Consider the following 21,550-nt stretch of genomic DNA (forward strand, 5'->3'; position numbering starts at 1 on the left):
GGATCTACAGGACCACGGGCTCGTCCGGTGTCTCGACCTGCGCCACCGCCGTACCGGGCACGGCGACGCGGATCGCGTCGTCCACCTGCGCCAGCCACACGAACTTCAGCCGCGAACGGGCGTCGGCCGGTATGTCATCCAGGTCGCGCTCGTTGCGCGCGGGCAGCATCACCGTCGTGATGCCGGCGCGCAGCGCGGCAAGCACCTTCTCCTTGACGCCGCCGATCGGCAGCACGAGCCCGCGCAGGCTGATCTCGCCGGTCATCGCGACATCGCTGCGCACCGGCCGGCCCGTCAGCAGCGACACCAGCGCAACGAACATCGCCACCCCCGCACTCGGACCGTCCTTGGGCGTCGCGCCCGCGGGCACGTGGATGTGGATGTCCGATCGCTCGAACGACTCGGACGCGATGCCCAGCGACGCCGCGCGCGCCTTCGCGAGCGAGAGCGCGGCCTGCGCGCTTTCCTTCATCACGTCGCCGAGCTGGCCCGTGAGGATCAGGCGGCCGCCACCCGGCGTGCGCGCGGCCTCGATGAAGAGGATGTCGCCACCGACCGGCGTCCACGCGAGGCCGGTGGCGACGCCCGGCATGTCGCCGCGCATCGCGACGTCGGACTCGAATCGCTTCGGACCGAGGATCCCATGCAGATCCGGTTCGTCGATCGCCAGGTCCTGCATGCTCCCTTCGGCGATGCGCATCGCGACGTGGCGGCAGACGCTTCCGATCTCGCGTTCGAGATTGCGCACGCCGGCTTCGCGTGTGTAGTCCTCGATGATCGCGGTCAGCGCGGCGTCCGAGATCTCGCACTGTGCCTCGATCAGGCCGGCGGCTTCGCGCTGGCGCGGAACGAGGTATCGCCGCGCGATCTGCAGCTTCTCCTGCGTCGTGTAGCCCGGCAGGTGAATCACCTCCATGCGATCGCGCAGCGGACCGGGAATCGTGTCGAGCACGTTCGCGGTGGCGATGAACATCAGCTTCGAAAGATCGAACGGCACCGCCAGGTAGGTGTCGCGGAAGGTCGCATTCTGTTCGGGGTCCAGCACCTCCAGCAGCGCCGAGCCGGGGTCGCCTTGGAAGCCGCCGGCGCCGAGCTTGTCGATCTCGTCCAGCATCATCACGCCCTGCCGCGTGCCCGCCTTGCGCAGGTTCTGGACGATGTTCCCAGGCAGCGCACCGACATAGGTGCGGCGATGGCCGCGGATCTCCGCCTCGTCGTGCACGCCACCCAGGCTGACGCGCACGAACTTGCGCCCGGTGGCCTTCGCGATGCTGTGGCCGAGCGAAGTCTTGCCGACGCCCGGTGGACCGGCGAAGCACAGGATCGGGCCGCGGCCCCGGGGATTGAGCTTGCGCACCGCCAGGTACTCCAGGATGCGCTTCTTGACCTTCTCCAGCCCGAAGTGGTCCTGGTCGAGGATGCGACGCGCTTCGGCGATGTCGATCGGCGCATCGGGGTCGGCCTTCCAGGGCAGCTCGACGAGCCAGTCGAGGTAGGTGCGCACCATGGCCTGCTCGCCCGAGCTCTCGGGCATGCGCTGCAGGCGCTTGAGCTCCTTGCGCGCCACGCTCTCGACTTCTTCCGGCATGCCTGCATCGGCGATGGCACGGTCGAGTTCCTCGATCTCCGCCGCCGTCTCGTCGCCTTCGCCCAGTTCCTTCTGGATGGTGCGCATCTGCTCGCGCAGCAGGTGCTTGCGATTGACGTCGCCGATCGACTCGCGCGTGCGCGCGGCGATGTCGCGCGAGACTTTCAACACCTCGATGCGGCGTGCCAGCATCTCCAGCAGCTTGTCGATGCGCGCCCGGAGGTTGAAGGTCTCGAGGAGCTGCTGCTTTTCGGGGGCGGCAAGGTCCAGCACGCTGGCCACCACGTCCGCCAGCTGGCTTGCATCGTGGATGGCCTGCAGCGCAGTGCGAACCTCGGCAGGCACCTGCGGCAGCAGTTCCAGTGTCTCGAGCGCCAGGATCTTCAGCGCGCTGGCGGCGCCTTCGATCTCGGAACCCGCGGTCACCGCATCGTCCAGAAACTGTACCTGCGCCACCGGAAACGCATGCCCTTCGAGGAACTGCAGCACGCGGAAGCGGCGCAGGCCCCTCACCACCGCATGGTGCGTGCCATCGGGCGCGGTGACATAGCGCAGCACCGCGACGTCAGTGCCGACCCAATGCAGGTCGTCCGGACCCGGCTCGTCGATGTCCGGCTTGCTCTGCATCAGCAGGCCGACCGGCCGTTCCAGCCGCATCGCCTCCTGCACGGCCGCCTGCTGTCGCTGCGGGCCGATGGCGAGCGGGAACACGGTGCTCGGAAAGATCACGAGATCGCGCACCGGCAGGATGATCAGCGCATCCTCCGGGATCGGCCGCGAGGCGCTGGACGCGCGCTGCCCCACGCTCCCTTCCGATGCTCCGTTGCGTGGCTGCTGCGCATCCGCTGAAAGCGGAATGGCCGGGCCCGTGCGTGGCGCATCCATCACCGGTCCCGCCCGAGCTTGCGGATCGTCAGCACCAGGCAACCCAGGACGAGTTCGGGGATGCCCAGCTCCAGTCGTCCGGCGGGCAGCGGGACGCGCCGCTCGAAAACGCCGTAGGGAATCTCGAGTCGCCGGACGGTGTGGTTCGAAATCGCCGCCGGGAACGGCCGGGCGCCGCGCACGACGAGCTCGCCCTCCTCGTTCGCCACCTGGATGCGCTCGGCCGGCACGCCCGGCATCGCCACGACGATCACCATCTCGCGCGCATCCTCGAACACATCCACTGGCGGCTCCCACACCGCGGTCGTGCGCTGCGTCGGTGTCGGGCGAAAGAACTGGCGCTGCAGGCCGCTGGCCCGTTCGAGCAGCTCGCACGCCTGCAGCCACATCAGCGCGGTGGAATCTCGCGACATGGTCGACTCTCGATGGCGCGCTTGGCGGTTGCTCAAGACGGCATCGGCTTGCCGGCCTGCTCCAGCACGATGTACTCGGCAAACCAGTTGGCCCAATCCGCTTCGACGAGGCCCATCCGCTTCTGCCGATCGTCGTGGGCGGCCTGCGCGCGGCGCAATGCACCCGCAAGTTCGATCGGCGAACTGAAGGTCGTGTCGCCTGTGCTGCCATGTCCCGGCAGGCGGACGGTCACTTCCTGCAGCAGCCACCCGTTGCCGTCCGGATCGTCGAACGCGGCGAACGAGCCGTACGAGCGGCGCTGCGGTGCCGGCCCGCTCAGGCGGCCTTCGGTCCCGGCATGGTGGAACACGCCACCGCCGTCGTGAAAGATCTCGCTCACCGCGGCGCCACGTGCCATGAGCTCGGCACGCGCGGTCTCGATGTCCGACACGACCAGATAGAGCCCCTGCGCCGAGCCGGGCGCGGCCGTCGTGATGCCCCGTCCGAAGATGATCGAGGCCGGCGAACCCGGCGGCGTGAACTGGATGACTCGAAAGTCGTCACCCCTGACGAAGTCCATGTCGAGCTTCCATCCGAGGTCGGTGTAGAAGTCCTTCGCACGGTCCACGTTTGAGACGGCGATGACGATGAACTCGAACTTCATGTCGACCGTTCGGGTCTTCAGGTTTTCGACTGCAATGTCACTGAGCACCTCGGCATGACGCATGACGGACTCCTGGTTTCGTGGGATCGATTCGAACTTCCGTCACGGATCAAACCAGACGCAGGGGCTCGCGTCGATTGCACGAAGGTATCGGCGAGACTTTGGTGCAATCGACGCGCCGGCATCGTGTTGATGGAATGGATGCCTGCAAGACCCAACACACACTGGAGGCTGCCATGACGTCAACCCATCAACCAGGACAAGCGGACTTCCGATCGGTGCTGCCCGAAGACATCGACTGGCGGCCATTCCCGGCGTTCCCGCCCACGGTCCGCCTTGCCGTCGTTGTCGGCGAGCCCGACAAGCCGGGACCCTACGTGATCAGGGTCAAGGTGCCTCACGACATCAGGCTGATGCCCCACACACATCCGGAAGACAGAATCTACACCGTCATTTCGGGCGTCTTCTACATCGGCCTCGGAGACCGATTCGACGGCGACAAGCTCATGGCATATCCACCCGGCAGCGTGATCGTGCTGCCCGGCGACACGCCCCACTTCCATTGGGCGAAGGCGGGCGAATACGTCACGCAGGTCACCGCCATCGGCCCGCTGGGCCTGGACTACATGGACACCTGCGACGACCCTCGCCGGCACAGCGCATGAAGTCAGCGCGAAGGCGACGACGTCGACGTGACCGCCGCGCCTTCGGCTGCGCTCGGGATGCAGAAGGAAAACGTGGCACCCGGCCCGTCGTTCACTTCCGCCCAGAGGCGGCCCCGATGACTCTCGACGATCGAGTGGCTCACGGACAGGCCGATCCCCATGCCGTCGCGCTTGGTCGTGTAGAAAGCCTGGAAGAGTTCGTGCATGCGCGCAGGATCGAACCCTGTGCCCGTGTCTTGAACGGAGAGCCGAACGCCGGCGCTGTCTTCGCGCCCCGTCGTGATCACCAGTTCCCTGGGTCGATCCTCGACGCATTTCATCGCATCGATGGCGTTGCGCAGCAGGTTCATGATGACCTGCTGAAGCTGCACGCGATCTCCCGTGACAGGCGGGAGGCCCTCGGCGAGATCCGTCCGCAAGGTCACGTCGACCTTCTCCAGTTCCGCCGCTGACAGGGCCATCGCTTCAAGCGTCGTCTCGTTCAGGTCGACCGGTTCGCGCGCTGTCTCCTTCCCGGCAAAGAGCGCCCGCAAGCGCACGATCACGTCGGATGCGCGATCGGCGTCACGAAGCAGGCGCCGGGCCGCCTCCCGGGCGCCTTCGATCTGCGGAGGATCGGCGGCCAGCATCCGCAGGCAGGTGCTGGCGTTGATGGTGATGCCTGAAAGCGGCTGGTTGATCTCGTGGGCAATCGACGCGGAAAGCTGTCCGATGCTCGCGATGCGGTTCGCGTCGGCCAGTCGCATCTGCGCTGCGTGGCAGCGACGCAGGCTGTCGTGCGCCGCCTCCTCCGCGCGCATGCGATCCGTCAGGTCGAGGACGAAAGCGACGCCCTCGCTGGGCATTTCGTCGAACAACGCCGCGCCGACCAGCACAGGGACATGGCTCCCGTCCTTCCGGATGTATTCGGCCTCGAAAGGCGGCGCGATGCCGGTCGACTTCAGCGCGTCCAGCAGAAGGTCGTCGTCGGGACTCCAGTCGGGCGGCATCAGGTCCTTCCAGCGCATGCGACCCGAAGCCAGGTCGTCGCTGCCGTACCCCACGATCCGCAGGAAGGCCTCGTTGGCTTCCAGGATCCGGCCATCGAGGTTCCAGGTGAAGATGCCGATGATGTTGGCATTGAAAAGCCGACGCGCCCTTGCATCGCGCTCCCGGACCTCGCCGAAGAGGCGGCCATTGTCCAGCGAGGTCGCTGCCTGGAAGGCCAGCAACCTGAGCACGTTGATTCGGGCAGAAGCGAAGGCGAGCGACGCGCCTCTTTCCTGGCCGATCATGATCGATCCCTCGCACGCGCGCAGGGCTGGTCGGGTGCGCAGGGACTTGTGACTTTCATGGCTCGCTCCATCACCGTTCTGGTTGTGTCGGAGTGATGGTCCCGCGAGGAGGCTCGAGCGTCACGCCTCGAAGTGGATGCGCCCGACTTGCACGATAGAGCGAGGCGCAAGCCTCGACAGCCGCCCCCGCGCACGCAACGCGCACCGGGCGCCCCATGGAACATGCCGGGGCGCCCGGCGTGCATCCCCCTCGGATGGGGACCCCGGTGGCACGACTCCGGGCAGGGAAACGTGCCACTTTCGGGAGATGCCGCCCTGCCCGACGTGGACCCGTTCCGGCTAGCCTTGTCGCCAACTCGGCGGGATCAGCGCAAGCGCGTCCGGGTCGGAAAGCACGTACTGCCGCACATAGGGCTCGCGGTCGAAAATCTTGGCGTGCACCGTGGGATCGATCCTGGGCTTGCGCAAGTCCTGCTTGCCGAGGAACCTCTCGACACTCTCCATCGAGTCCCACAACGCCAGGATGACCACCTCGGTCGTTCCATCCGCCTGATCGCGAAACAATGCCGCCGACCGCAAGTTGCCCGGGCTTTCGATCAATTCCTTGAGCGTGTTGGCTTCGAGGAATTCGCGACACTCATCGCGCAGCGGGGACAGGATCCAGAAGCCGTAGGTCCTCAGGATCTTTTCGGTGTTGCGCTTGGTCATCATGGCCTTTGAGGGATTCGGCGATCCTATCGCCTATCGGTGACAGGCTTGGACGCGAAATGCTGCCATCGACAATCTGGCAAAGACCGCGAGGTCATTGCTTGCGGGACGTCCGTTGCGGCCTAAACTCGCCCCATGATCACCGCCCTCGTTTGCACCCACGTCGTAGCCGCGCTGCTTCTCGCAGCGACCTGCGCGCGTGCGGCCGGAAGGAAGGCTCGTCGTCAGCTGACGCCAGCACATTCCTAGGCCCGGCGGTCCGCTCCTTTGCTTTCAGCGCAACCATTCACCGCCGGGCACCATCCTTGCGCGGTAGCGGCCGCCGCCCAGCCTCGGCGCCGCATTCGATGGAGTGCTTCATGCATGCAACGATTCACGGCGAGCGCACGCTCACCGACCTTGATTTCGCCCGTCTGACAACACTGCTCAGCCGGCAACTGCGGCCACCCCTTGCGGACCTTCTTGCGAATGCCGAGGTCACCAGTTCCCGATCCGTCCAGGCGAACGTCGTCACGATGAATTCGCGCGTGGAAGTCGTCGACGTCGCCACCCGCAGACGCCAGGTACTCACGGTTTGCTACCCCGGTGACGCTGAGCCTGGGGCGGGCTTCATCTCGGTGCTTTCGCCTGTGGGGAGCGGTCTGCTGGGCCTGAAGGAAGGAGACGTCGCCCGATGGCAAACGCCCAACGGCGAGGCGTGCGCGGCCGAGGTCGCGGCCCTTCTGTTCCAGCCCGAAGCCACGGGCGACTACGCCACGTAGTTCCATCGCCTCGTTTCAGTATGGTCTGGGGCGGCGCTCCTTTGTAGACTGTGTGTATGGCCGCAATGCTTTTCAACCCGGACCGTCACGAACCGCTTGTCCCCGACGCCTGGGACGAAGCAATGGTTCGCAGCAAGATCGAGCAGATCGTTGACGACGCAGAGGCTCGGTTCTCCCCTGAGCTGCTCTGGCCGACCCACCCCAACGACAGTTCAGAATCCGCGCCTTCCTACATGCTTTACTGGGGTGCATGCGGCGTGCTGTGGGCGCTTCGCTATCTGGAAATTCGGGGCGCCGTCCGCCTGAAGAGAGACTACGCCCCTTACGTGAAGTCGCTCCTTGAGCCCAATCGAATGCAGATGGGCCACGAGGCCGACAAGCCATTTGGCAGCTACCTCATGGGAGACACGGGCATTCAGCTGCTGCAGCAGTGGCATGCGCCCTCGAGCGAGACATGTTCCGAACTCGTCCGACTTGTGGAGGGCACGCGCGACCATCCTGCGCGCGAACTGATGTGGGGTGCACCGGGCACACTCCTGGCCTCGCTGTTCCTGCATCAGCAGACGGGCGAGGCCATCTGGTCTGAGCTCTACCGTACGACGGCCCAGCAGCTTTGGTCAGAGCTTCACTGGTCCGCAGAACATGGCTGTCACTACTGGACGCAGGACTTGTATGGCAAGACCAGCACGTACCTGGATGCGATTCACGGGTTCGTGGCAACAGCTGCCGTTCTTGTGAATGGACGACATCTCCTCACACCTGCGGCTTGGTCCGGATGGCAGGAGTGCATCGCCAACACCGTACGCCAGACGGTCGAGTGCGACCGGGACAGAGCAAACTGGCGCGCGAGACTCGACGGCTCGCCGCTCAGCGAATCGCCCGGCCTTGTCCAGTTTTGCCACGGTGCTCCGGGGTTCGTGATCTGTCTCGCGGACTTCCCGTCGGACAGCCTCGATGACCTGCTTGTGGCTGGCGGGGAGACCACCTGGAGCGCGGGTCCACTGCGCAAGGGGTCCAACTTGTGCCATGGCACCGGGGGCAACGGCTACGCATTCCTGAAGCTGCATCGGCGTTTTGGCGGCAGCGTGTGGCTCGAGCGGGCTCGGGCGTTCGCCATGCACGGTATCCACCAGACCGAACGCGACCTCGCCCGGTTTGGCCAATTGCGCTATTCGCTATGGACGGGGGACCTGGGGTTTGCGGTGTATCTCTGGGACTGCATCGAAGGTACCGACCGGTTTCCTACGCTTGACGTCTTCTTTGCGAGCTAGCACGTGGTCGAGAACGAACGTTCGATTCAGGGAAGTTCAGTCACTTCGCCGAGCAGCCGGTAGACGGGATCGAAGGGCGCAGCAGCGCCATTCGGCTGGCGCACCCCGTACAAGGCGGCATTGGCGAGCGCCAGCTCGGGCCGCTCGCGTTCCTCGATCCAGTCATAGACCACGGTGCGCGCTGCGATGCGCCACTGGCCGCGGCGGCGCTCGAAGCGGTCCAGATAGCGGCCACACAGGAAGGTCTCCCGCGCCGGGGTCGATGCCGGCGCCTGCAGCGCGAGGAACGCGCTTTCAACGGCGGCCACGTCGTCATGCAATTCGATAGCGATATTGCTCACCTGGTGAACACGCCGGCCGCCTTCGCGCAGTTTGCGCAATGCCTGGTCGATGAAGCCCTTGGCGCTGCCGTTCCAGGCGCCGTGGCAATCCGTCGCGTCGTCCCAGTAGGACGCACGCAGCGCGGCCTCGTCCGCGCGGTCGATCCCGCGGCAGTAGCGATACACGCACTCCCGGATCGCCTCGCGATCCAGCAGCGCCTGAAGGTCACCGGCACTCATGCGGCGCGCTTGAAAAGCTGCACCATGTTGCCTTCGGGGTCGCGCAGCGACAGCACGGCGCCGTGCGAGCCCATGTCGCGCACGCCGATCATCTGCCCGCCGGCCGCTTCGATGCGCTCGCGTGCGCCTTCGAAATCCTCCACCTCGAACACCATCACCAGGCCGGCGCTGGCGGGTGCAGCCTCGTCGGCCGACGCGAGCGCCACGTTGGTGTTGCCCACTGCGTACTGGATCCACCGGTCCTGGTCACGGAACTTCAGCGGCAACCCCAAGGCGTTCTCGTAGAACGCATGCAGCTCGCCCGGCCGCTGCGCGACGACGAACACGTTCTGCAGCCGCTTGGGCGCTACCGCCGCCGCGCTCACAGCGAGGTCTCCGACGCGCCGCCATCGAGGCGCAGCACGTCCGCGTTGAAGAAGCGCGCGCCGTCGCCCGCCAGGAAGCAGATCGCGTCGGCGATGTCTTCCACCGTGCCGAGCCGCCCGAGCGGCGTGCGGGCGATGCGCCGGGCGTCGAGTTCCGCATTGCGATGCTTGGCCGTGCCCTCCGTAGGCACCGCGCCCGGCGCCACCGCGTTCACCCTGATGTTGCGCACGCCCAGGTCGGCGGCCGCCGCGCGGGTGATGCCCAGCACCCCCGCCTTGATCCCGCTGTAGACCACCGAGCGCATCGGCGACTTGAAGGCTGCGATCGAGGCGACGTTGATGATTGCGCCGCCGCGCTGCGGATCCATGACCTCGGCCGCGGCCTGGATGCCCCAGATCACCGACTTGAAGCCGATCTCCACCATGCGGTCCATCACCTCCGGCGTGATCTCGGCCAACGGCTGGTAGCGCACCCACGCGGCGTTGTTGACCATGATGTCGAGCCGGCCCGCGTCGCGCGCGAAATGCTGCACCGCCTCGCGCATGCCCTCGCGGTTGGCGATGTCGCGCGGCAGCGGGATCGCCTTGCCGCCTTCGGCAAGGATCTCGGCGACGACCTCGTCGACGAACTCCTGCTTGAGGTCGTTGACGCCGACGATGGCGCCGAGCTTCGCCATGGCACGCGCGGTCGCGCGGCCGATGCCGTGGCCGGCCCCGCTGATGAAGGCGACGCGGCCTTCCAGTGATGCATTCATTGCTTGCCTTTCGGAGTCTGTTCGGGAACGAGCAGCGCATCGAGCGCGAAGGCGCCCTTGGCTGCATCGAGGACCACCAACGGGTTGATGTCGATTTCGGAGACGCTGTCGGCATGCCGCACGGCAAAGCGCGACAGCGCAGCGACCGCGCGAGCGGCAGCCTGCACGTCGGCCTTCGCGCGGCCGCGCGCGCCGTCGAGCAAGGGGAAGGCCTTGAGGGATTGCAGCATCGCGAGCGCCTGCGACTCATCCACCGGCGCCGGCTGCAACGCGACGTCCTTGAGGATCTCGGCAAAGATCCCGCCGAGCCCGACCATCACCATCGGCCCGAAGACCGGGTCCTTCTTGGTGCCGAGGATCAGCTCGGTGCCGCCCTGCACCATCTGCGCCACCAGCACGCCGGTGATGCGGGCCTGCGGTGCCCTGTGCGCAACGCGTGCGAGCAGGCTCTCGTACTCGTCGACGAGCTGGCCTTCGGAGCGGACGCCGATCACTACGCCGCCTACCTCGGTCTTGTGCGCGATGTCGGGCGACACGATCTTGAGCACCAGCGGGAAGCCGAGGCCGCTTGCCGCTGCGAGCGCGTGCTCGCGACTGGTCGCGATGACTTCCTTCAGCACCGGAAGGCCGGCCGCCGCCAGTGCCGCCTTGGCGCTCGCTTCGGTCGCGAAGGCTTCGGCGGGTAGCGGCTCGCGCGCCACGGCGGGGGCCGCGCGGGGGGCGCCCTCGCGCGCGCCGAAGCGCATCAGGGCCGCAAGTGTCGCGCAGGCCGCGTCGATGCCCTCGACCGTCGGGAATCCCATGGCATTGAGCTGCGCGCGCACGTCCTGGGGCGCGCGGGCACACAGCAGGATGAGGCGCGTCGGGTGGTCCCGCCGCACCTGGGCCAGGGCCGACAGGAACACCTCGCGCAGACGCGGCACGTGAAAGGCATTGGCCGATTGCAGGATCAGCGCGTTGCAGGTTTCGTCGTCGGCCACCGCGGCCAGCACCTGGGCCAGCACTTCCGGACGGCTGGAGACCTGCGCCGTCATGTCCACCGGGTTCGACGGCGATGCGAACGGCACCACCGACAGGATGCGTTGCTGCGTCGTCGCTGCCAGCTTGGGGAGCGCCAGGCCTTGCGCGCTGGCGGCATCCGCCAGCAGCACGCCGAAGCCGCCGGATGCCGTCAGCACCGCGACCTTGTTGCCCCTGGGCGCGCGTCCGGGGCCGACGACCGAGAGTGCATGGCCGACCTCGAGCAACTGCTCGATGCTGGGCACACGAATCGCGCCTCCGTTGCGCAGCACCACGTCGAACACCGCGTCCGAACAGGCGAGCGCGCCGGTGTGCGAGGCCGCGGCTTCGCTGCCCGCTTCCGAAACGCCCACCTTGAGGACCACCAGCGGCTTGCCCGCCTCACGGGCCATCGCCATGGCCTGCTGCAGCTTGCCGCCGTCGCGACAGGTCTCCATGCAGCATAGGATGACCGTGGTGCCCGGATCCGTCGCCAGCGAGGCGATCGCGTCGGCGATGTCGACATCGCATTCGTTGCCGGTCGTCAGCATGCGGCTGATGCCCAGGCCGCGCTCGGCCGCCAGCCGCAATGTGTAGCTGCCCAGGTTGCCGCTCTGCGAGACGATGCCCACCGGACCCGCCTCCGGGAATGAAGCCTCCAATGCCACCGAGAAGGTCGCAATGCTCTTGTCCGGCACCCCGATCGCGCCGAGGCAGTTGGGGCCGACGATGCGCATGCCGCTCGCCTTCGCGACCTGGCCGATCTCCCCCTGCAGCCGGCTGCCGGCCTCGCCCATCTCCGAAAAACCGGCCGAGAGCACCACCGCCGCGCGCACGCCGCGTGCAGCGCAGTCCTTCACCGCGTCGAGCACCGCCTCGGGCGGCACCGCCACCACGGCCAGCTCGGGCGTCTCGGGCAAGGCCGCCACGCTCGCATAGGCCGGCACCGACTGCACGGTGCCCGCCTTGCGGTTGATCGGATAGATCGTGCCCGCATAGCCATACTTCAGCAGGAACTGCAGCGGCCGGCCGCCGATCTTGGTGACGTCATCCGAGGCCCCCACGATGGCGATCGAGCGCGGGCTGAACAGCGCATCGAGTCCGCGCCCCACTTCAATGAAATTCATGTCGATTGCTCCAATGCGGGCAGATCCGGAAACACCGCGGAACCGGCTCCGCCGGGCCGCCGGTGTTGCCCCCGGAGAGGGGGTTGGCGGACCACACGAAGTGGGGAAGCCTGGGGGAGATCCATTCACTTGCCTTTGTAGACGGGCTGGCGCTTTTCGAGGAAGGCCTTGCGGGCTTCCTGCGCGTCCTCGGTTTTCGCCAACGCCATCGTGATGTTCTGTTCGAAGCGATAGCCGTCGCGCTGCGGCATCAGATCCATCATGTTCGCGGCCTGCTTGGCATAGGCGATCGCGAGCGGCGCCTTGCCGGCGATCTCCTGTGCGATCTGCATCGCGAGCGGCAGCAGCTGCTCCGCAGGAACGACCTCGTCCAGCACGCCGCGCCGATAGAGCTCGGCGGCCGGCACGCGCATGCCGGTGAAGAACATGCGCCGCGTGAACGAGCGCCCGACCATCGTGCGCAGCATCGACACGCCGCCGGCGAGGCCGACGTTGATCTCCGGCATCGCAAAGCTCGCATCCTCGGATGCCAGGAAGATGTCGCAGGCGGCCATGAGGCCGAAGCCGGCACCGAGCGCGGGACCGTTGACCGCGGCGATCACGGGCTTGGCGCACTCCCGGATCGCGTTGCCGGTCTCGCGCGTCAGGCGGTTGTGGCCGAGGAAGTCGCCCGCCTTGTCGGGATCCGGCCGGTCCTTCAGGTCCGCGCCCGAGCAGAAGTATTTGCCGGTGCCCGTGAGGATCGCGACGCGGATGTCGGTGCGCTCGGAGATCTCGTCAAAGACCTCGATGATGCGACGGCGGGTCTCGCGGTCGACCGCATTGACGGGCGGCTTGTCCAGGCGGACGACGGCGACGTATTCGGAAACTTCGAGGCTGACGCTCATCACGCACTCCCGGTGAGGTTGGAAACGGAAAGGTGGTCGACGCCGTCACGCGGCGCCAGCAGATGCGCGGCATGCGTGAGGCGGTCGCCGTAGCGGAACTCGGAAGCGATCAGGCGCTGCGCGAGACGGGTGGCCAGCACCTCCTCGCTCACGCCCATGCCGCCGTGCATCTGGATCGCGGCCTCGGCGCAGGCGCGGGCCGACTCCGCGAGCGAGACCTTCGCGAGCCGCAGCGTGCGGCGCAGGTCCGCCGCGCCCTGCGCCTGTTCGCGAAAGCAGTGGATCACCAGTCCCTTGGCGCCGAGGTACTTCACGTACATGTCGGCGAGGCGGTGGCGCAGCACCTGGAAGGTGGAGAGGGTCACACCGAACTGGCGGCGCTCCTTGAGATGGCTGACCGTCTGCTGGATCAGCGCGGCGAGCGCGGCGACCGTGTCGGTCGCGCTCAGTAGCAGCGCCGCGTCGGTGGCCGCGGCCAGTGCGTCGCGAGCGGCGGCCCCGCGTGCCAGGCAGGCGGCCTCGGGCAGCGCGAGTCCGGACAACACGAAGTCGGCGCCGCGGCGGCCTTCCATCGTGCGGTAGCGCGCCGAGGGTGCGATGCGCTCGGCATCGACGAGGAAGATCGCGGCTTCGCCGTCCGCGTCGGCCGGGGCGAGGTAGTGCGTTGCGGGCAGCGAGATGTCGACGCCGTGCACCGTACCGCGCAGTTCGTACCCGATGTCGAGGTGCCGGGCTCGCACTACTAGCTCGTCGGGCGTGGCCGACAGTGCAGTGAGTGGCGCGATCTGCACACTGCCGTCGGCCACAGCCTCGAGCCAACGGTTCGCGATGTCGGGTGCGGCTGCCCGCAGCATCAGCGGCACGACGGCGCAGGTCTCGATCACCGGCAGGTGCAGGCCGTGCGCCGCCAGGCCCTCGACGATCGAGCCCAGGTCGGACAGGCTACCGGCGACGCCGCCCGCCTCCTCCGGCACGAGGGTCGCGGTCCAGCCGAGTTCGCGCACGGGGTCGCCCCGCAGGTCCTGCGCGGTGGCGTGGTCCTGCGCGAAGCGGTCCGCGGCGTCGAGCAGCATGCCGGGGAAAAGGGAATGGAAGGAAGTGGACATCTGGTCAGGCTCCGAGCAGTTCGTTGGCGACCACGTTGCGCTGCACTTCGGAAGTGCCGCCGGCGATGGTCCGGGCGCGCGTGAACATGTAGTTCTGGATCCAGGTGGCGGCCGGCACGTCCTCGCCGGCATCGGCCAGGAAACGGTGCGCGGCCTCGGGTCCGACCGCGTCGAGCGCGATCGTGGTCAGGCGCTGGGCCACGTCGGCACAGGTCATCTTGATCGCCGAGGGCTGCACGCCCAGCGGACGTTGGTGGATCAGGTCGTCGGTGGCCTGCGCCATCATCACGCGCGCGCCCTTCACATCGGCCTCGCACAACAGCAGCTTGTGGTGCAGGCCGCTGAAATCGCGCCGGCCGGCCGCTTCGCTCGCGGCGTCCTCGACCAGGCGAGCGACCTGGCGGCGCACCAGGTCCAGGCGGGCCACGTTCGCGGGCGGCAGGCGCTCGCGCTCGAGCAGGTACTTGGCACAGGTCCAGCCCTTGCCCACCTCGCCGATCAGGTTGTCGGCGCGCACGCGCACCTCGTCGAAGAACACCTCGTTGAGATGGTGCCAGCCGTCGATGGTGCGGATCGGCCGCACGGTGATGCCCTTGGCGTCCATGGGCACCAGCAGCAGCGAGATGCCGTCCTGCTTCTTCGCCTCCTTCGAGGTGCGCACCAGCATGTAGATCATGCTGGCCTCGTGCGCATGCGAGGTCCAGATCTTTTGGCCGTTGATGACCCATTCGTCGCCCTCGCGGCGCGCGCTCGTGGAGAGCGAGGCCAGGTCGGAGCCCGAGCCCGGCTCGGAATAGCCCTGGCACCACCAGTCGGCGCCGTCGAGGATGCGCGGCAGGAAGCGCGCCTTCTGCTCGGGCGTGCCGAACCGGATGATCACGGGGCCGATGTGGCCCAGACCGTGGTGGTACAGCGGCGGGCAGTCGTTCTCGGCCATCACCTCCTCGAAGATGAGCCGCTGGCGAATGTCCCAGCCGGTGCCGCCCGCCTCCGTGGGCCAGCCCGGCGCGCCCCAGCCTTTGGCGTTCAGGATCTTCTGCCAGGCCTGGTACTCGCGCTTGGTGATCTTCTGGCCGGCGGCCACGACGGCGCGGATCTCGGCAGGACAGGACTTGCGGGCGAACTCTTCCAGTTCGCGCCGGAAGCCGGCGTAGTCGATGGTCATCTCGTTGTCTCCTCGGGGAATGTGTCTGTCAGCCCTTGCGCAGCTGCGTGATGAGTTCGTCCAGGGCGGCTGCGGCGCCGGCGGCGTCGCGCCGGCGCAGGCTGTGCGCGATGTTGCGGCGCAGCGGGTAGAGGTCGGGGCGCGGGCGCACCGGCAGCACGTGCGTCATGCGTTCGCGCAGCACGCTGGTCATGGTCTGCGCCATCAGGGTCAGGGCGCCGTTGTGGCCGGCCGCGGCGATCGCGGAGAAGAAGCCGCTGGCCGAGGCGATGCGCTCCTTCAGCGGGGCGTCGTCGGGATGGGCCTCGATCGCATCGACCGCCGCTTCCACCGCCTCGAGCTCGCTGTCGCTCGCGCGGTCGCAGGCCAGTTGCAGCAGGGTCCCATAGAGCGTGCGGTACGCCTCGTCGATGTCGGCGGTGCCCAGCTCGCCCTGCACCACCAGCTTGCGCAGCGACTCGGCCAGCATCATGTAGGCGCCCTTGTAGAACACCAGGGCCTGGTCGCCGGCACCGGCGCTCATGTGCCTGACCTCGCCGATGAAGATCGTGTGGTCGCCGGCCGCGTGGCTGGCGTACACGCTGCACTCGAAGCTGGTCAGGCAATCGTCGATCAGCGGCATGCCCAGCGGGCCCGGCCGCCAGGCGACGCCGTCGAACTTGTCTTCGATCCGGCTCGAGGCAAAGCGGCCCGACAGCGCGTCCTGGTGCTCCGAAAGGATGTTGATCGCGAAGCCCTCGGCCTGCTCGAAGGTGCCGAGCAACTTGCTCGCGTTGCGCAGGCTGAAAAGCACCAGCGGCGGCTCCAGCGAGACAGAGCTGAAGGAATTGCAGGTCAGTCCCGCGGGCCGGCCATCGGGCGCGCGCGTCGTGATGACGGCCACGCCGGTCGGAAAGCATCCCAGCAGCTGCCGAAGCAGCGCGGGTTCGATCGCGGGCAGGACGCGTTCTGCAAGCTCGGACATGGCGGCTCCTTGGCAAAGGGTCGGCTTGGGCGACTCAAGCGGCCGCGAGCTCGCGCACCGGCTCGGCGCGGTGCGGCGGGTCGTTGGCGATCTCCTGCTGCACCGTCGGGATGATGACCTTGGCCCAGGTTTCGAGCTGGCGCAGCATTGTCGGCTGGTCGAAGTCGCCCATCTGCGTCTGGAAGCAGTAGTGCACCGGCTTGAGGGTGCGGATCTCGTTGACCACGCGCTCGATCACGGTGTCGATGCTGCCCACGGGCAGCAGGGCACGCATCTCGTCCAGCGAGGGCTCGCCCTCCACGATGCCCTCTTCGACCTGGTAGTCGTCGGCGATCTGGGCGGTGCGGCGCTTCAGGCTCACGGCGATGCGGCGCTGGTAGCGCGCGCAGTCGAGGTAGTGCTCCACCTCCGCCTTGTTGTTGCTCGCGTAGGCGGCGCGCAGCAGGCCCACCGGTACGGCCGCCGGATCCTTGCCCTCGGCATGGGCCACCTTGTCGATCAGGGCGCGGGTGCCCTGCAGCTTCTCGAGGCCACCGTCGCCGCCCGAGACGAACACGTGGTGCCCCGACTTCACCGCACGCGCGACGAAGGCCGGATCCACGCTCGTGATCCAGGTCGAGGGCATCGGCTGCTGCACGGCGCGCTGGCTGATGGCGCTCATGGGCTGCGTGTAGAACTCGCCCTCGTAGCTGAACTTGGGCTGCTTCAGGCCCATTTCGAGCATGTCCAGCATCTCGAAGGTCCGCGCCTTGGCGGTCTCCAGCGAAACGCCGAAGCGCTCGAACTCGAAGTGCTGGTAGCCCGAGCCGATGCCCAGGTTCAGGCGCCCGTTGGAGAGCTGGTCGACCATCGCCACATCGGCGATCAGCCGGGCGGGGGTGTACAAGGGTGCGACGACAATGCCTGTTCCCAGCCGGATGTTGCGGGTGACCGCGGCGCAGTGGGCGATCATGGTCAGCGGCGACGAGCACATGCCGTAGTTGCTGAAGTGGTGTTCCGCATACCAGGCGGCGCCGAAGCCGAGTTCGTCCGCGACGCGCGTCTGCTCCACGGCATCGCGCAGGATCTGGTGGGAGGTCTTATGCTTGTTTCTCTGCTGCATCAGAATGAAGATTCCGAAATCCATTGCGCTTGCTCCTGGTTGGCTGCTGTTGACGTGGGCCAATCGTAGGAACGCCGGGCCCTCGCGGATCGCCAACGTGCGCACAGCTTCTTTGCGGCTTCTGTAATGAAGGCCCTCGATTCACTGCGGATTTTCGTGACGACCCAGCGCAAGGGCAGCCTGTCGGCGGCGGCGCGCAGCCTGAGCCTGTCGCCCGCGACGATCTCTCGGCGCATCAGTGCGCTGGAGGAGGAACTGGGCGTCCAGCTGGTGGATCGCACCAGCCGCAACCTCAAGATGACGGAAGCCGGGCAGGCCTTCATCGAGCGCGCCGAAGTCGTGCTGGAGGCCATGGCCGAGGCGGAGCAGGCGGCGCGCGTCTCGCGCCAGCGGCCGGAGGGGCGCCTGCGCGTGCACTCGCGCACGCACATCGGCCTGCGCGTTGTGGCCCCGCTGCTGCCGCGCTTTGCGCAGCGCTACCCCGACATCCGGGTCGAAGTCGAGCTGTCGGAGCATCCTGTCAACCTCGTGGAGCACGATTTCGACGTCGACATCCGCACCGGCGAATCGAACGACTCGGGCTTCGTCATCAAGCGGCTGCTGTCGAGCGACGAGGTGCTGGTCGCGAGCCCGGCCTTTCTGAAAGTCTACACGCGCATCAAGCACCCGACCGACCTGCCGAACGTGCGCTGCCTCACCTACCGGCGCGAGCACGAGGCCACGAGCTGGAAGTACATCGACGAACAGGGCGAGCAGCAGGCGCTGGCGATCCAGGGCGTGCTCAGTGCCAACAACGGCGAGTTGCTGCGCCTGGCCGCGCTCGGCGGCATGGGCATCGCACTGCTGTCGGAGCCCACGGTGCGCAGCAACATCGCGGACGGGTCGCTCGTGCGGCTGCTGCCCGACTACCGTTTCGCGGTGCGTGGGTTTTCCAACGGCATCTTCGCGGTGTTCCGCCAGAGCCGCGCGCTGCCGCTGAAGGTGCGTGCCTTCGTCGACTTCATCGCCGAGGCGCTGCACGACGAGAAGGCGCCCTAACGGTCGGCGAAGCGGTGCGGCGGCCGGCCTGCGGCGGGCAGGCCCTCGATCAGGAAGAGCCCGCCGTCGTGCGCCAGCGGCCCCTCGAGGCGGGCACTGCGCGAGATCGTCGTGAGGAAGGCCTCCTCGAAGCGCGGCCCGCCGAAGCACAGGCTCGTGGGGAAGCTGGCCGGTACGGGTACCAGCCGATCCAGCGTGCCATTGGGCGCGAAGCGCGCGAGTCGGGCGGCGCGCGGCAGCACCGACCAGACGTAACCTTGCATATCGACGGTGGCGCCGTCAGGGCCCGCCTCGAAGCGGTCGGTCGTCGCGAAAACGCGCTTGCGGCCGAGTGGACCGCGGGGGTCGTAGTCGTAGGCCCAGATCGTGCGCTCGAGGCTGTCGGCCAGGTAGAGCGTGCGCCCGTCGAGGCTGAAGCAGGGGCCATTGGCAAAGCCGATGTCGTCGGCCAACTGCTCGACGCTGAGGTCCGATCGCAAGCGGAAGAGGCCGCCCCGTACACGCTCAGCGGCCTGGCGGTTCATGTGCATCGTGCCCGCGAGGAAATTGCCGGCGGGGTCGCACTTGCCATCGTTGAGCCGCACATCGGGATGGTCGACCGGGAGTCTGGCCAGCACTTCCAGCTTGCGCGATCCGAAGTCGTAGCGCGCGAAGCTGTTCCTGAGCGCCACCACGACCGCGTCGCTGCGGCACGGCGCGATGCAGCCGATCGGCGCGGGCACGGCATGCCGTTCGAGCGACCCGCTTTCCGGGCACCAGCGCCACAGGACCCCCGCCAGCGCATCGATCCAGCACAGGGCCTGCGCGTCGGCATCCCAGCAGGGGCTTTCGCCCAGCTGGTCCTTCGTTTCACCGATTCTCGTGATCGTGACGTCCATGCCGGGCAGTGTGCCGAGGCTTCGCGCATGGAGGCAACGCGGGCTGCAAAGCAGCTTTTCATGCCATGCAGCATGGCCCGGGGCAGCGCCACTTAGACTGAATCGACAGGGCGGACGCCGCCCGATCAGGAGACATCGACATGCCCTTTCGCAAACACATCGGCGGCCTGCTTCTCGGGCTGGCTGCCGCATTCGGCGCCGCCCAGGCCCAGCAACCCACCCGGATCGTCGTGCCCTTTGCCGCCGGCGGCGGCACCGACCAGTATGCGCGCCTGCTCGCCAACGAACTCGGTCAGCACGGCCTGCAGGTCATCGTGGAGAACAAGCCGGGCGCCAGTGGCATCGTCGCCGCCGACTACGTCGCCCGGTCGCGGCCGGATGGCCAGACGCTGCTGATGTCGTCGCTCAGCACGCTGGCCACGAACACCGTCATGTACGACAAGCTGCCCTACGACCCGGTGAAGAGCTTCGCGCCCGTGACCCAGATCGCCTACCAGCCCACGATCGTGGTCGCACGCCCGGACGTACCCTACAAGAACATCAAGGAGATGGTGGCCTACGCCAAGGCCAACCCCGGCAAGATCAACCGCGGCTCGCCCGGGGCCTCGATCCTGACCAACCTAGCGCCGATGGCCTTCGAGAGCATGGCGGGCATCAGCACCACCCACATCCCGTTCAACGGCGACTCGCCGGGCCTGCAGGCGCTGCTGGGCGGCCAGATCGACATCGAGGGCACGTCGATCACGGGCCCGCAGCAGCACATTCGCGCCGGCAAGCTGCGCGTGCTCGGCGTGATGGATGCCAAGCGCCTGCCCCAGGTGCCGGAAGCCCCCACCTTCAAGGAGCAGGGCTACGACATCGAGGCGCTGCTCTGGTATGGCCTCTCGGCGCCGGCGGCCACGCCCAAGGATGTGGTCGAGCGACTGAACCGCAGCGTCAACCAGGTGCTCGCCGATCCGGCCTTCATCAGCCGCGCCCGCGCCATCGGCATGGAGCCGCGCGGGGGCACCCCCGAAGCGTTCGCGAAGTACGTGCAAGATGAAAGCGCGCGCTGGATCCCGCTGCTGCAGCGCCTCGACCTGCCGAAGCAGGCCCAGTGAATGAGCGCCCTCTTTCCCGATCGATGACTTCCATGCAGCCGCTTTCCGGCCTTCGCGTCCTCGACCTGTCCCGCGTGATGGCGGGCCCCCTGTGCGCGATGGCGCTCGCCGACCTCGGGGCCGACGTGATCAAGGTCGAGCATCCCGAACGCGGCGACGACACCCGCGACTGGGGCTTGCGCATCGGGCGCCACAACACCTCCTACTTCAACAGCTGCAATCGCAACAAGCGATCGGTGTGCATCGACCTGCAGGAACCGGCCGGCGTCGAGCTCGCCCGGGATCTCGCGGCACGCTCGGACATCGTCATCCAGAACTTCAAGTTCGGCGGCGCGCAGAAGATGGGCCTGGGCTACGACGACCTGAGCGCGTCCAACCCCGGGCTCATCTACTGCTCGATCTCCGGCTACTCGGTGCTTGGCGACGAGCGGGCCCGGCCCGGCTATGACCTGGTCGTACAGGGCGAGAGCGGGCTCATGGCAACCAATGGCGAAGAGGGCCAGGGGCCGCTGAAGTTCGGCGTCGCCGCCGTCGACATGTTCACCGGCATGTACGCGGCACAGGCCATCCTCGCGGTGCTGCACCAGCGCCATCGCACCGGCCGGGGCCGCCACATCCAGATGTCGCTCTACGACAGCGGCATGATGATCGGCTCCTACTACGGACTGACCGCGTGGGCGAACAAGCGCGACCCGGCGAAGTTCGGCAACTCGCATCCTTCGATCGTTCCCTACGGCGTGTTCGAAGCGGCGGACGGGCCGCTCGTCATCGCGGTCGGCAACAACGGCCAGTTCAGGAAATTCTGCGTCGACGTCATCGGGCGACCGGAACTCGCGAACGACCCGCGCTTCGAGAAGAACACCGAACGCGCGAAACACCGCCACGAACTGCTCCCCGCCCTCGAAGAATGCATCCGCGCGCACACGCGCGAAACGCTTTTGACCCGCCTGCGCGCCGCCGGCATTCCCTGCGGCGAAGTGCTGGGACTCTATGAAGCCATGCAGTCGCAGCGGACAGCGCAGACGCAACTGTTGCACCACTTCGAGGACGCGCAAGCCGGGGCGCAGGCGATCCATGCGCCGCCCTACGTCATCGATGGCGCACGTTGCGACGTGCGCCATACGCCGCCGGACCTGGGCCAGCACACGGGCGAGATCCTGCACGAGCTGCTGGGGATGGATGCCAACCGCTTGCGCGAACTCCAGACGCAGAAGGTGATCCGCTGACACCCACGCCGGGCCGGCGTGCACTTCGCGGAAAGCAGCTTTTCAGGGCCTGCAGGATCGGCGCCGGCA

General features: G+C 67.6%; 21 protein-coding genes. 6 read left to right on the forward strand and 15 right to left on the reverse strand.

Going from position 1 to position 21,550, the window contains the following annotated elements:
- Positions 1-4: 4 nt before the first annotated feature.
- The 3 genes from lon to ACSFBL_RS03130 are packed head-to-tail and all read right to left on the reverse strand — an operon-like array spanning position 5 to position 3,593.
- Positions 5-2,473, reverse strand: coding sequence for an endopeptidase La (gene lon, locus ACSFBL_RS03120; RefSeq protein ID WP_435514274.1), 2,469 nt, complete (start codon positions 2,471-2,473; stop codon positions 5-7).
- Positions 2,473-2,886, reverse strand: coding sequence for an Hsp20/alpha crystallin family protein (locus tag ACSFBL_RS03125; RefSeq protein WP_435514275.1), 414 nt, complete (start codon positions 2,884-2,886; stop codon positions 2,473-2,475). Before ACSFBL_RS03125 ends, lon begins: the two co-directional genes overlap by 1 nt.
- Before the next feature lie 32 nt (positions 2,887-2,918).
- Positions 2,919-3,593, reverse strand: a complete 675-nt coding sequence (locus ACSFBL_RS03130) for a VOC family protein (RefSeq protein ID WP_435514276.1) — start codon at positions 3,591-3,593, stop codon at positions 2,919-2,921.
- 173 nt (positions 3,594-3,766) lie between these two features.
- Between ACSFBL_RS03130 and ACSFBL_RS03135 the strand changes: the two genes are divergently transcribed.
- Positions 3,767-4,195 carry a cupin domain-containing protein gene (locus tag ACSFBL_RS03135; protein WP_435514277.1) on the forward strand — a complete coding sequence of 143 codons (429 nt, stop codon included), beginning with the start codon at positions 3,767-3,769 and terminating at the stop codon, positions 4,193-4,195.
- A gap of 2 nt (positions 4,196-4,197) precedes the next feature.
- Here ACSFBL_RS03135 and ACSFBL_RS03140 read toward each other — a convergent pair whose 3' ends face one another.
- Both ACSFBL_RS03140 and ACSFBL_RS03145 read right to left on the reverse strand, forming a co-directional pair.
- A complete protein-coding gene (locus ACSFBL_RS03140) occupies positions 4,198-5,469 on the reverse strand; it encodes a sensor histidine kinase (RefSeq protein ID WP_435514278.1) in 1,272 nt (423 codons plus the stop codon).
- A gap of 339 nt (positions 5,470-5,808) precedes the next feature.
- On the reverse strand, positions 5,809-6,180 hold the full coding sequence (locus ACSFBL_RS03145) for a hypothetical protein (protein ID WP_435514279.1): 372 nt from the start codon (positions 6,178-6,180) through the stop codon (positions 5,809-5,811).
- Positions 6,181-6,536: 356 nt separating this feature from the next.
- Between ACSFBL_RS03145 and ACSFBL_RS03150 the strand changes: the two genes are divergently transcribed.
- Together ACSFBL_RS03150 and ACSFBL_RS03155 are read left to right on the forward strand one after the other, a co-directional pair.
- Positions 6,537-6,938, forward strand: a complete 402-nt coding sequence (locus tag ACSFBL_RS03150) for a GreA/GreB family elongation factor (RefSeq protein ID WP_435514280.1) — start codon at positions 6,537-6,539, stop codon at positions 6,936-6,938.
- Positions 6,939-6,994: 56 nt separating this feature from the next.
- Positions 6,995-8,209 (forward strand): lanthionine synthetase C family protein, encoded by a 1,215-nt coding sequence (locus ACSFBL_RS03155; protein ID WP_435514281.1) that lies wholly within the window; start codon positions 6,995-6,997, stop codon positions 8,207-8,209.
- 26 nt (positions 8,210-8,235) lie between these two features.
- On the opposite strand, the gene ACSFBL_RS03160 is transcribed toward ACSFBL_RS03155, so the two are convergent.
- The 9 genes from ACSFBL_RS03160 to ACSFBL_RS03200 all read right to left on the reverse strand — a co-directional run bounded on the left by ACSFBL_RS03160 (position 8,236) and on the right by ACSFBL_RS03200 (position 17,263).
- Positions 8,236-8,769 carry a nuclear transport factor 2 family protein gene (locus tag ACSFBL_RS03160; protein ID WP_435514282.1) on the reverse strand — a complete coding sequence of 178 codons (534 nt, stop codon included), beginning with the start codon at positions 8,767-8,769 and terminating at the stop codon, positions 8,236-8,238.
- On the reverse strand, positions 8,766-9,134 hold the full coding sequence (locus ACSFBL_RS03165; RefSeq protein WP_435514283.1) for a VOC family protein: 369 nt from the start codon (positions 9,132-9,134) through the stop codon (positions 8,766-8,768). Before ACSFBL_RS03165 ends, ACSFBL_RS03160 begins: the two co-directional genes overlap by 4 nt.
- Positions 9,131-9,889 (reverse strand): SDR family NAD(P)-dependent oxidoreductase, encoded by a 759-nt coding sequence (locus ACSFBL_RS03170; protein WP_435514284.1) that lies wholly within the window; start codon positions 9,887-9,889, stop codon positions 9,131-9,133. Before ACSFBL_RS03170 ends, ACSFBL_RS03165 begins: the two co-directional genes overlap by 4 nt.
- A complete protein-coding gene (locus tag ACSFBL_RS03175; protein WP_435514285.1) occupies positions 9,886-12,015 on the reverse strand; it encodes an acetate--CoA ligase family protein in 2,130 nt (709 codons plus the stop codon). The genes ACSFBL_RS03170 and ACSFBL_RS03175 overlap by 4 nt, the downstream gene beginning before the upstream one ends.
- Positions 12,016-12,140: 125 nt before the next feature.
- Positions 12,141-12,902, reverse strand: coding sequence for an enoyl-CoA hydratase/isomerase family protein (locus tag ACSFBL_RS03180; protein WP_435514286.1), 762 nt, complete (start codon positions 12,900-12,902; stop codon positions 12,141-12,143).
- Positions 12,902-14,008 (reverse strand): acyl-CoA dehydrogenase family protein, encoded by a 1,107-nt coding sequence (locus ACSFBL_RS03185; RefSeq protein ID WP_435514287.1) that lies wholly within the window; start codon positions 14,006-14,008, stop codon positions 12,902-12,904. Before ACSFBL_RS03185 ends, ACSFBL_RS03180 begins: the two co-directional genes overlap by 1 nt.
- A 4-nt stretch (positions 14,009-14,012) precedes the next feature.
- A complete protein-coding gene (locus ACSFBL_RS03190) occupies positions 14,013-15,173 on the reverse strand; it encodes an acyl-CoA dehydrogenase family protein (RefSeq protein WP_435514288.1) in 1,161 nt (386 codons plus the stop codon).
- 28 nt (positions 15,174-15,201) lie between these two features.
- Positions 15,202-16,137, reverse strand: a complete 936-nt coding sequence (locus ACSFBL_RS03195) for a flavin reductase (protein WP_435514289.1) — start codon at positions 16,135-16,137, stop codon at positions 15,202-15,204.
- Between the two features lie 34 nt (positions 16,138-16,171).
- Positions 16,172-17,263, reverse strand: coding sequence for an LLM class flavin-dependent oxidoreductase (locus ACSFBL_RS03200; RefSeq protein ID WP_435514290.1), 1,092 nt, complete (start codon positions 17,261-17,263; stop codon positions 16,172-16,174).
- 102 nt (positions 17,264-17,365) lie between these two features.
- On the opposite strand from ACSFBL_RS03200, the gene ACSFBL_RS03205 reads away from it, so the two are divergent.
- The gene (locus ACSFBL_RS03205; protein WP_435514291.1) at positions 17,366-18,277 is read left to right on the forward strand and encodes a LysR family transcriptional regulator; all 912 of its coding nucleotides are present in this window, start codon (positions 17,366-17,368) and stop codon (positions 18,275-18,277) included.
- Here ACSFBL_RS03205 and ACSFBL_RS03210 read toward each other — a convergent pair.
- Entirely contained in the window at positions 18,274-19,155 is an 882-nt protein-coding gene (locus tag ACSFBL_RS03210; RefSeq protein WP_435514292.1) for an SMP-30/gluconolactonase/LRE family protein, read from the reverse strand. The genes ACSFBL_RS03205 and ACSFBL_RS03210 overlap by 4 nt on opposite strands.
- Positions 19,156-19,295: 140 nt before the next feature.
- Here ACSFBL_RS03210 and ACSFBL_RS03215 point away from each other — a divergent pair, with 140 nt between their 5' ends.
- The gene (locus ACSFBL_RS03215) at positions 19,296-20,255 is read left to right on the forward strand and encodes a Bug family tripartite tricarboxylate transporter substrate binding protein (protein WP_435514293.1); all 960 of its coding nucleotides are present in this window, start codon (positions 19,296-19,298) and stop codon (positions 20,253-20,255) included.
- A 23-nt stretch (positions 20,256-20,278) separates the two neighbouring features.
- Positions 20,279-21,481, forward strand: a complete 1,203-nt coding sequence (locus tag ACSFBL_RS03220) for a CaiB/BaiF CoA transferase family protein (protein WP_435514294.1) — start codon at positions 20,279-20,281, stop codon at positions 21,479-21,481.
- Positions 21,482-21,550 lie beyond the last annotated feature (69 nt).

The organism is Variovorax glacialis, from assembly GCF_051216375.1.
In the GTDB taxonomy this organism is placed as follows: domain Bacteria; phylum Pseudomonadota; class Gammaproteobacteria; order Burkholderiales; family Burkholderiaceae_C; genus Variovorax.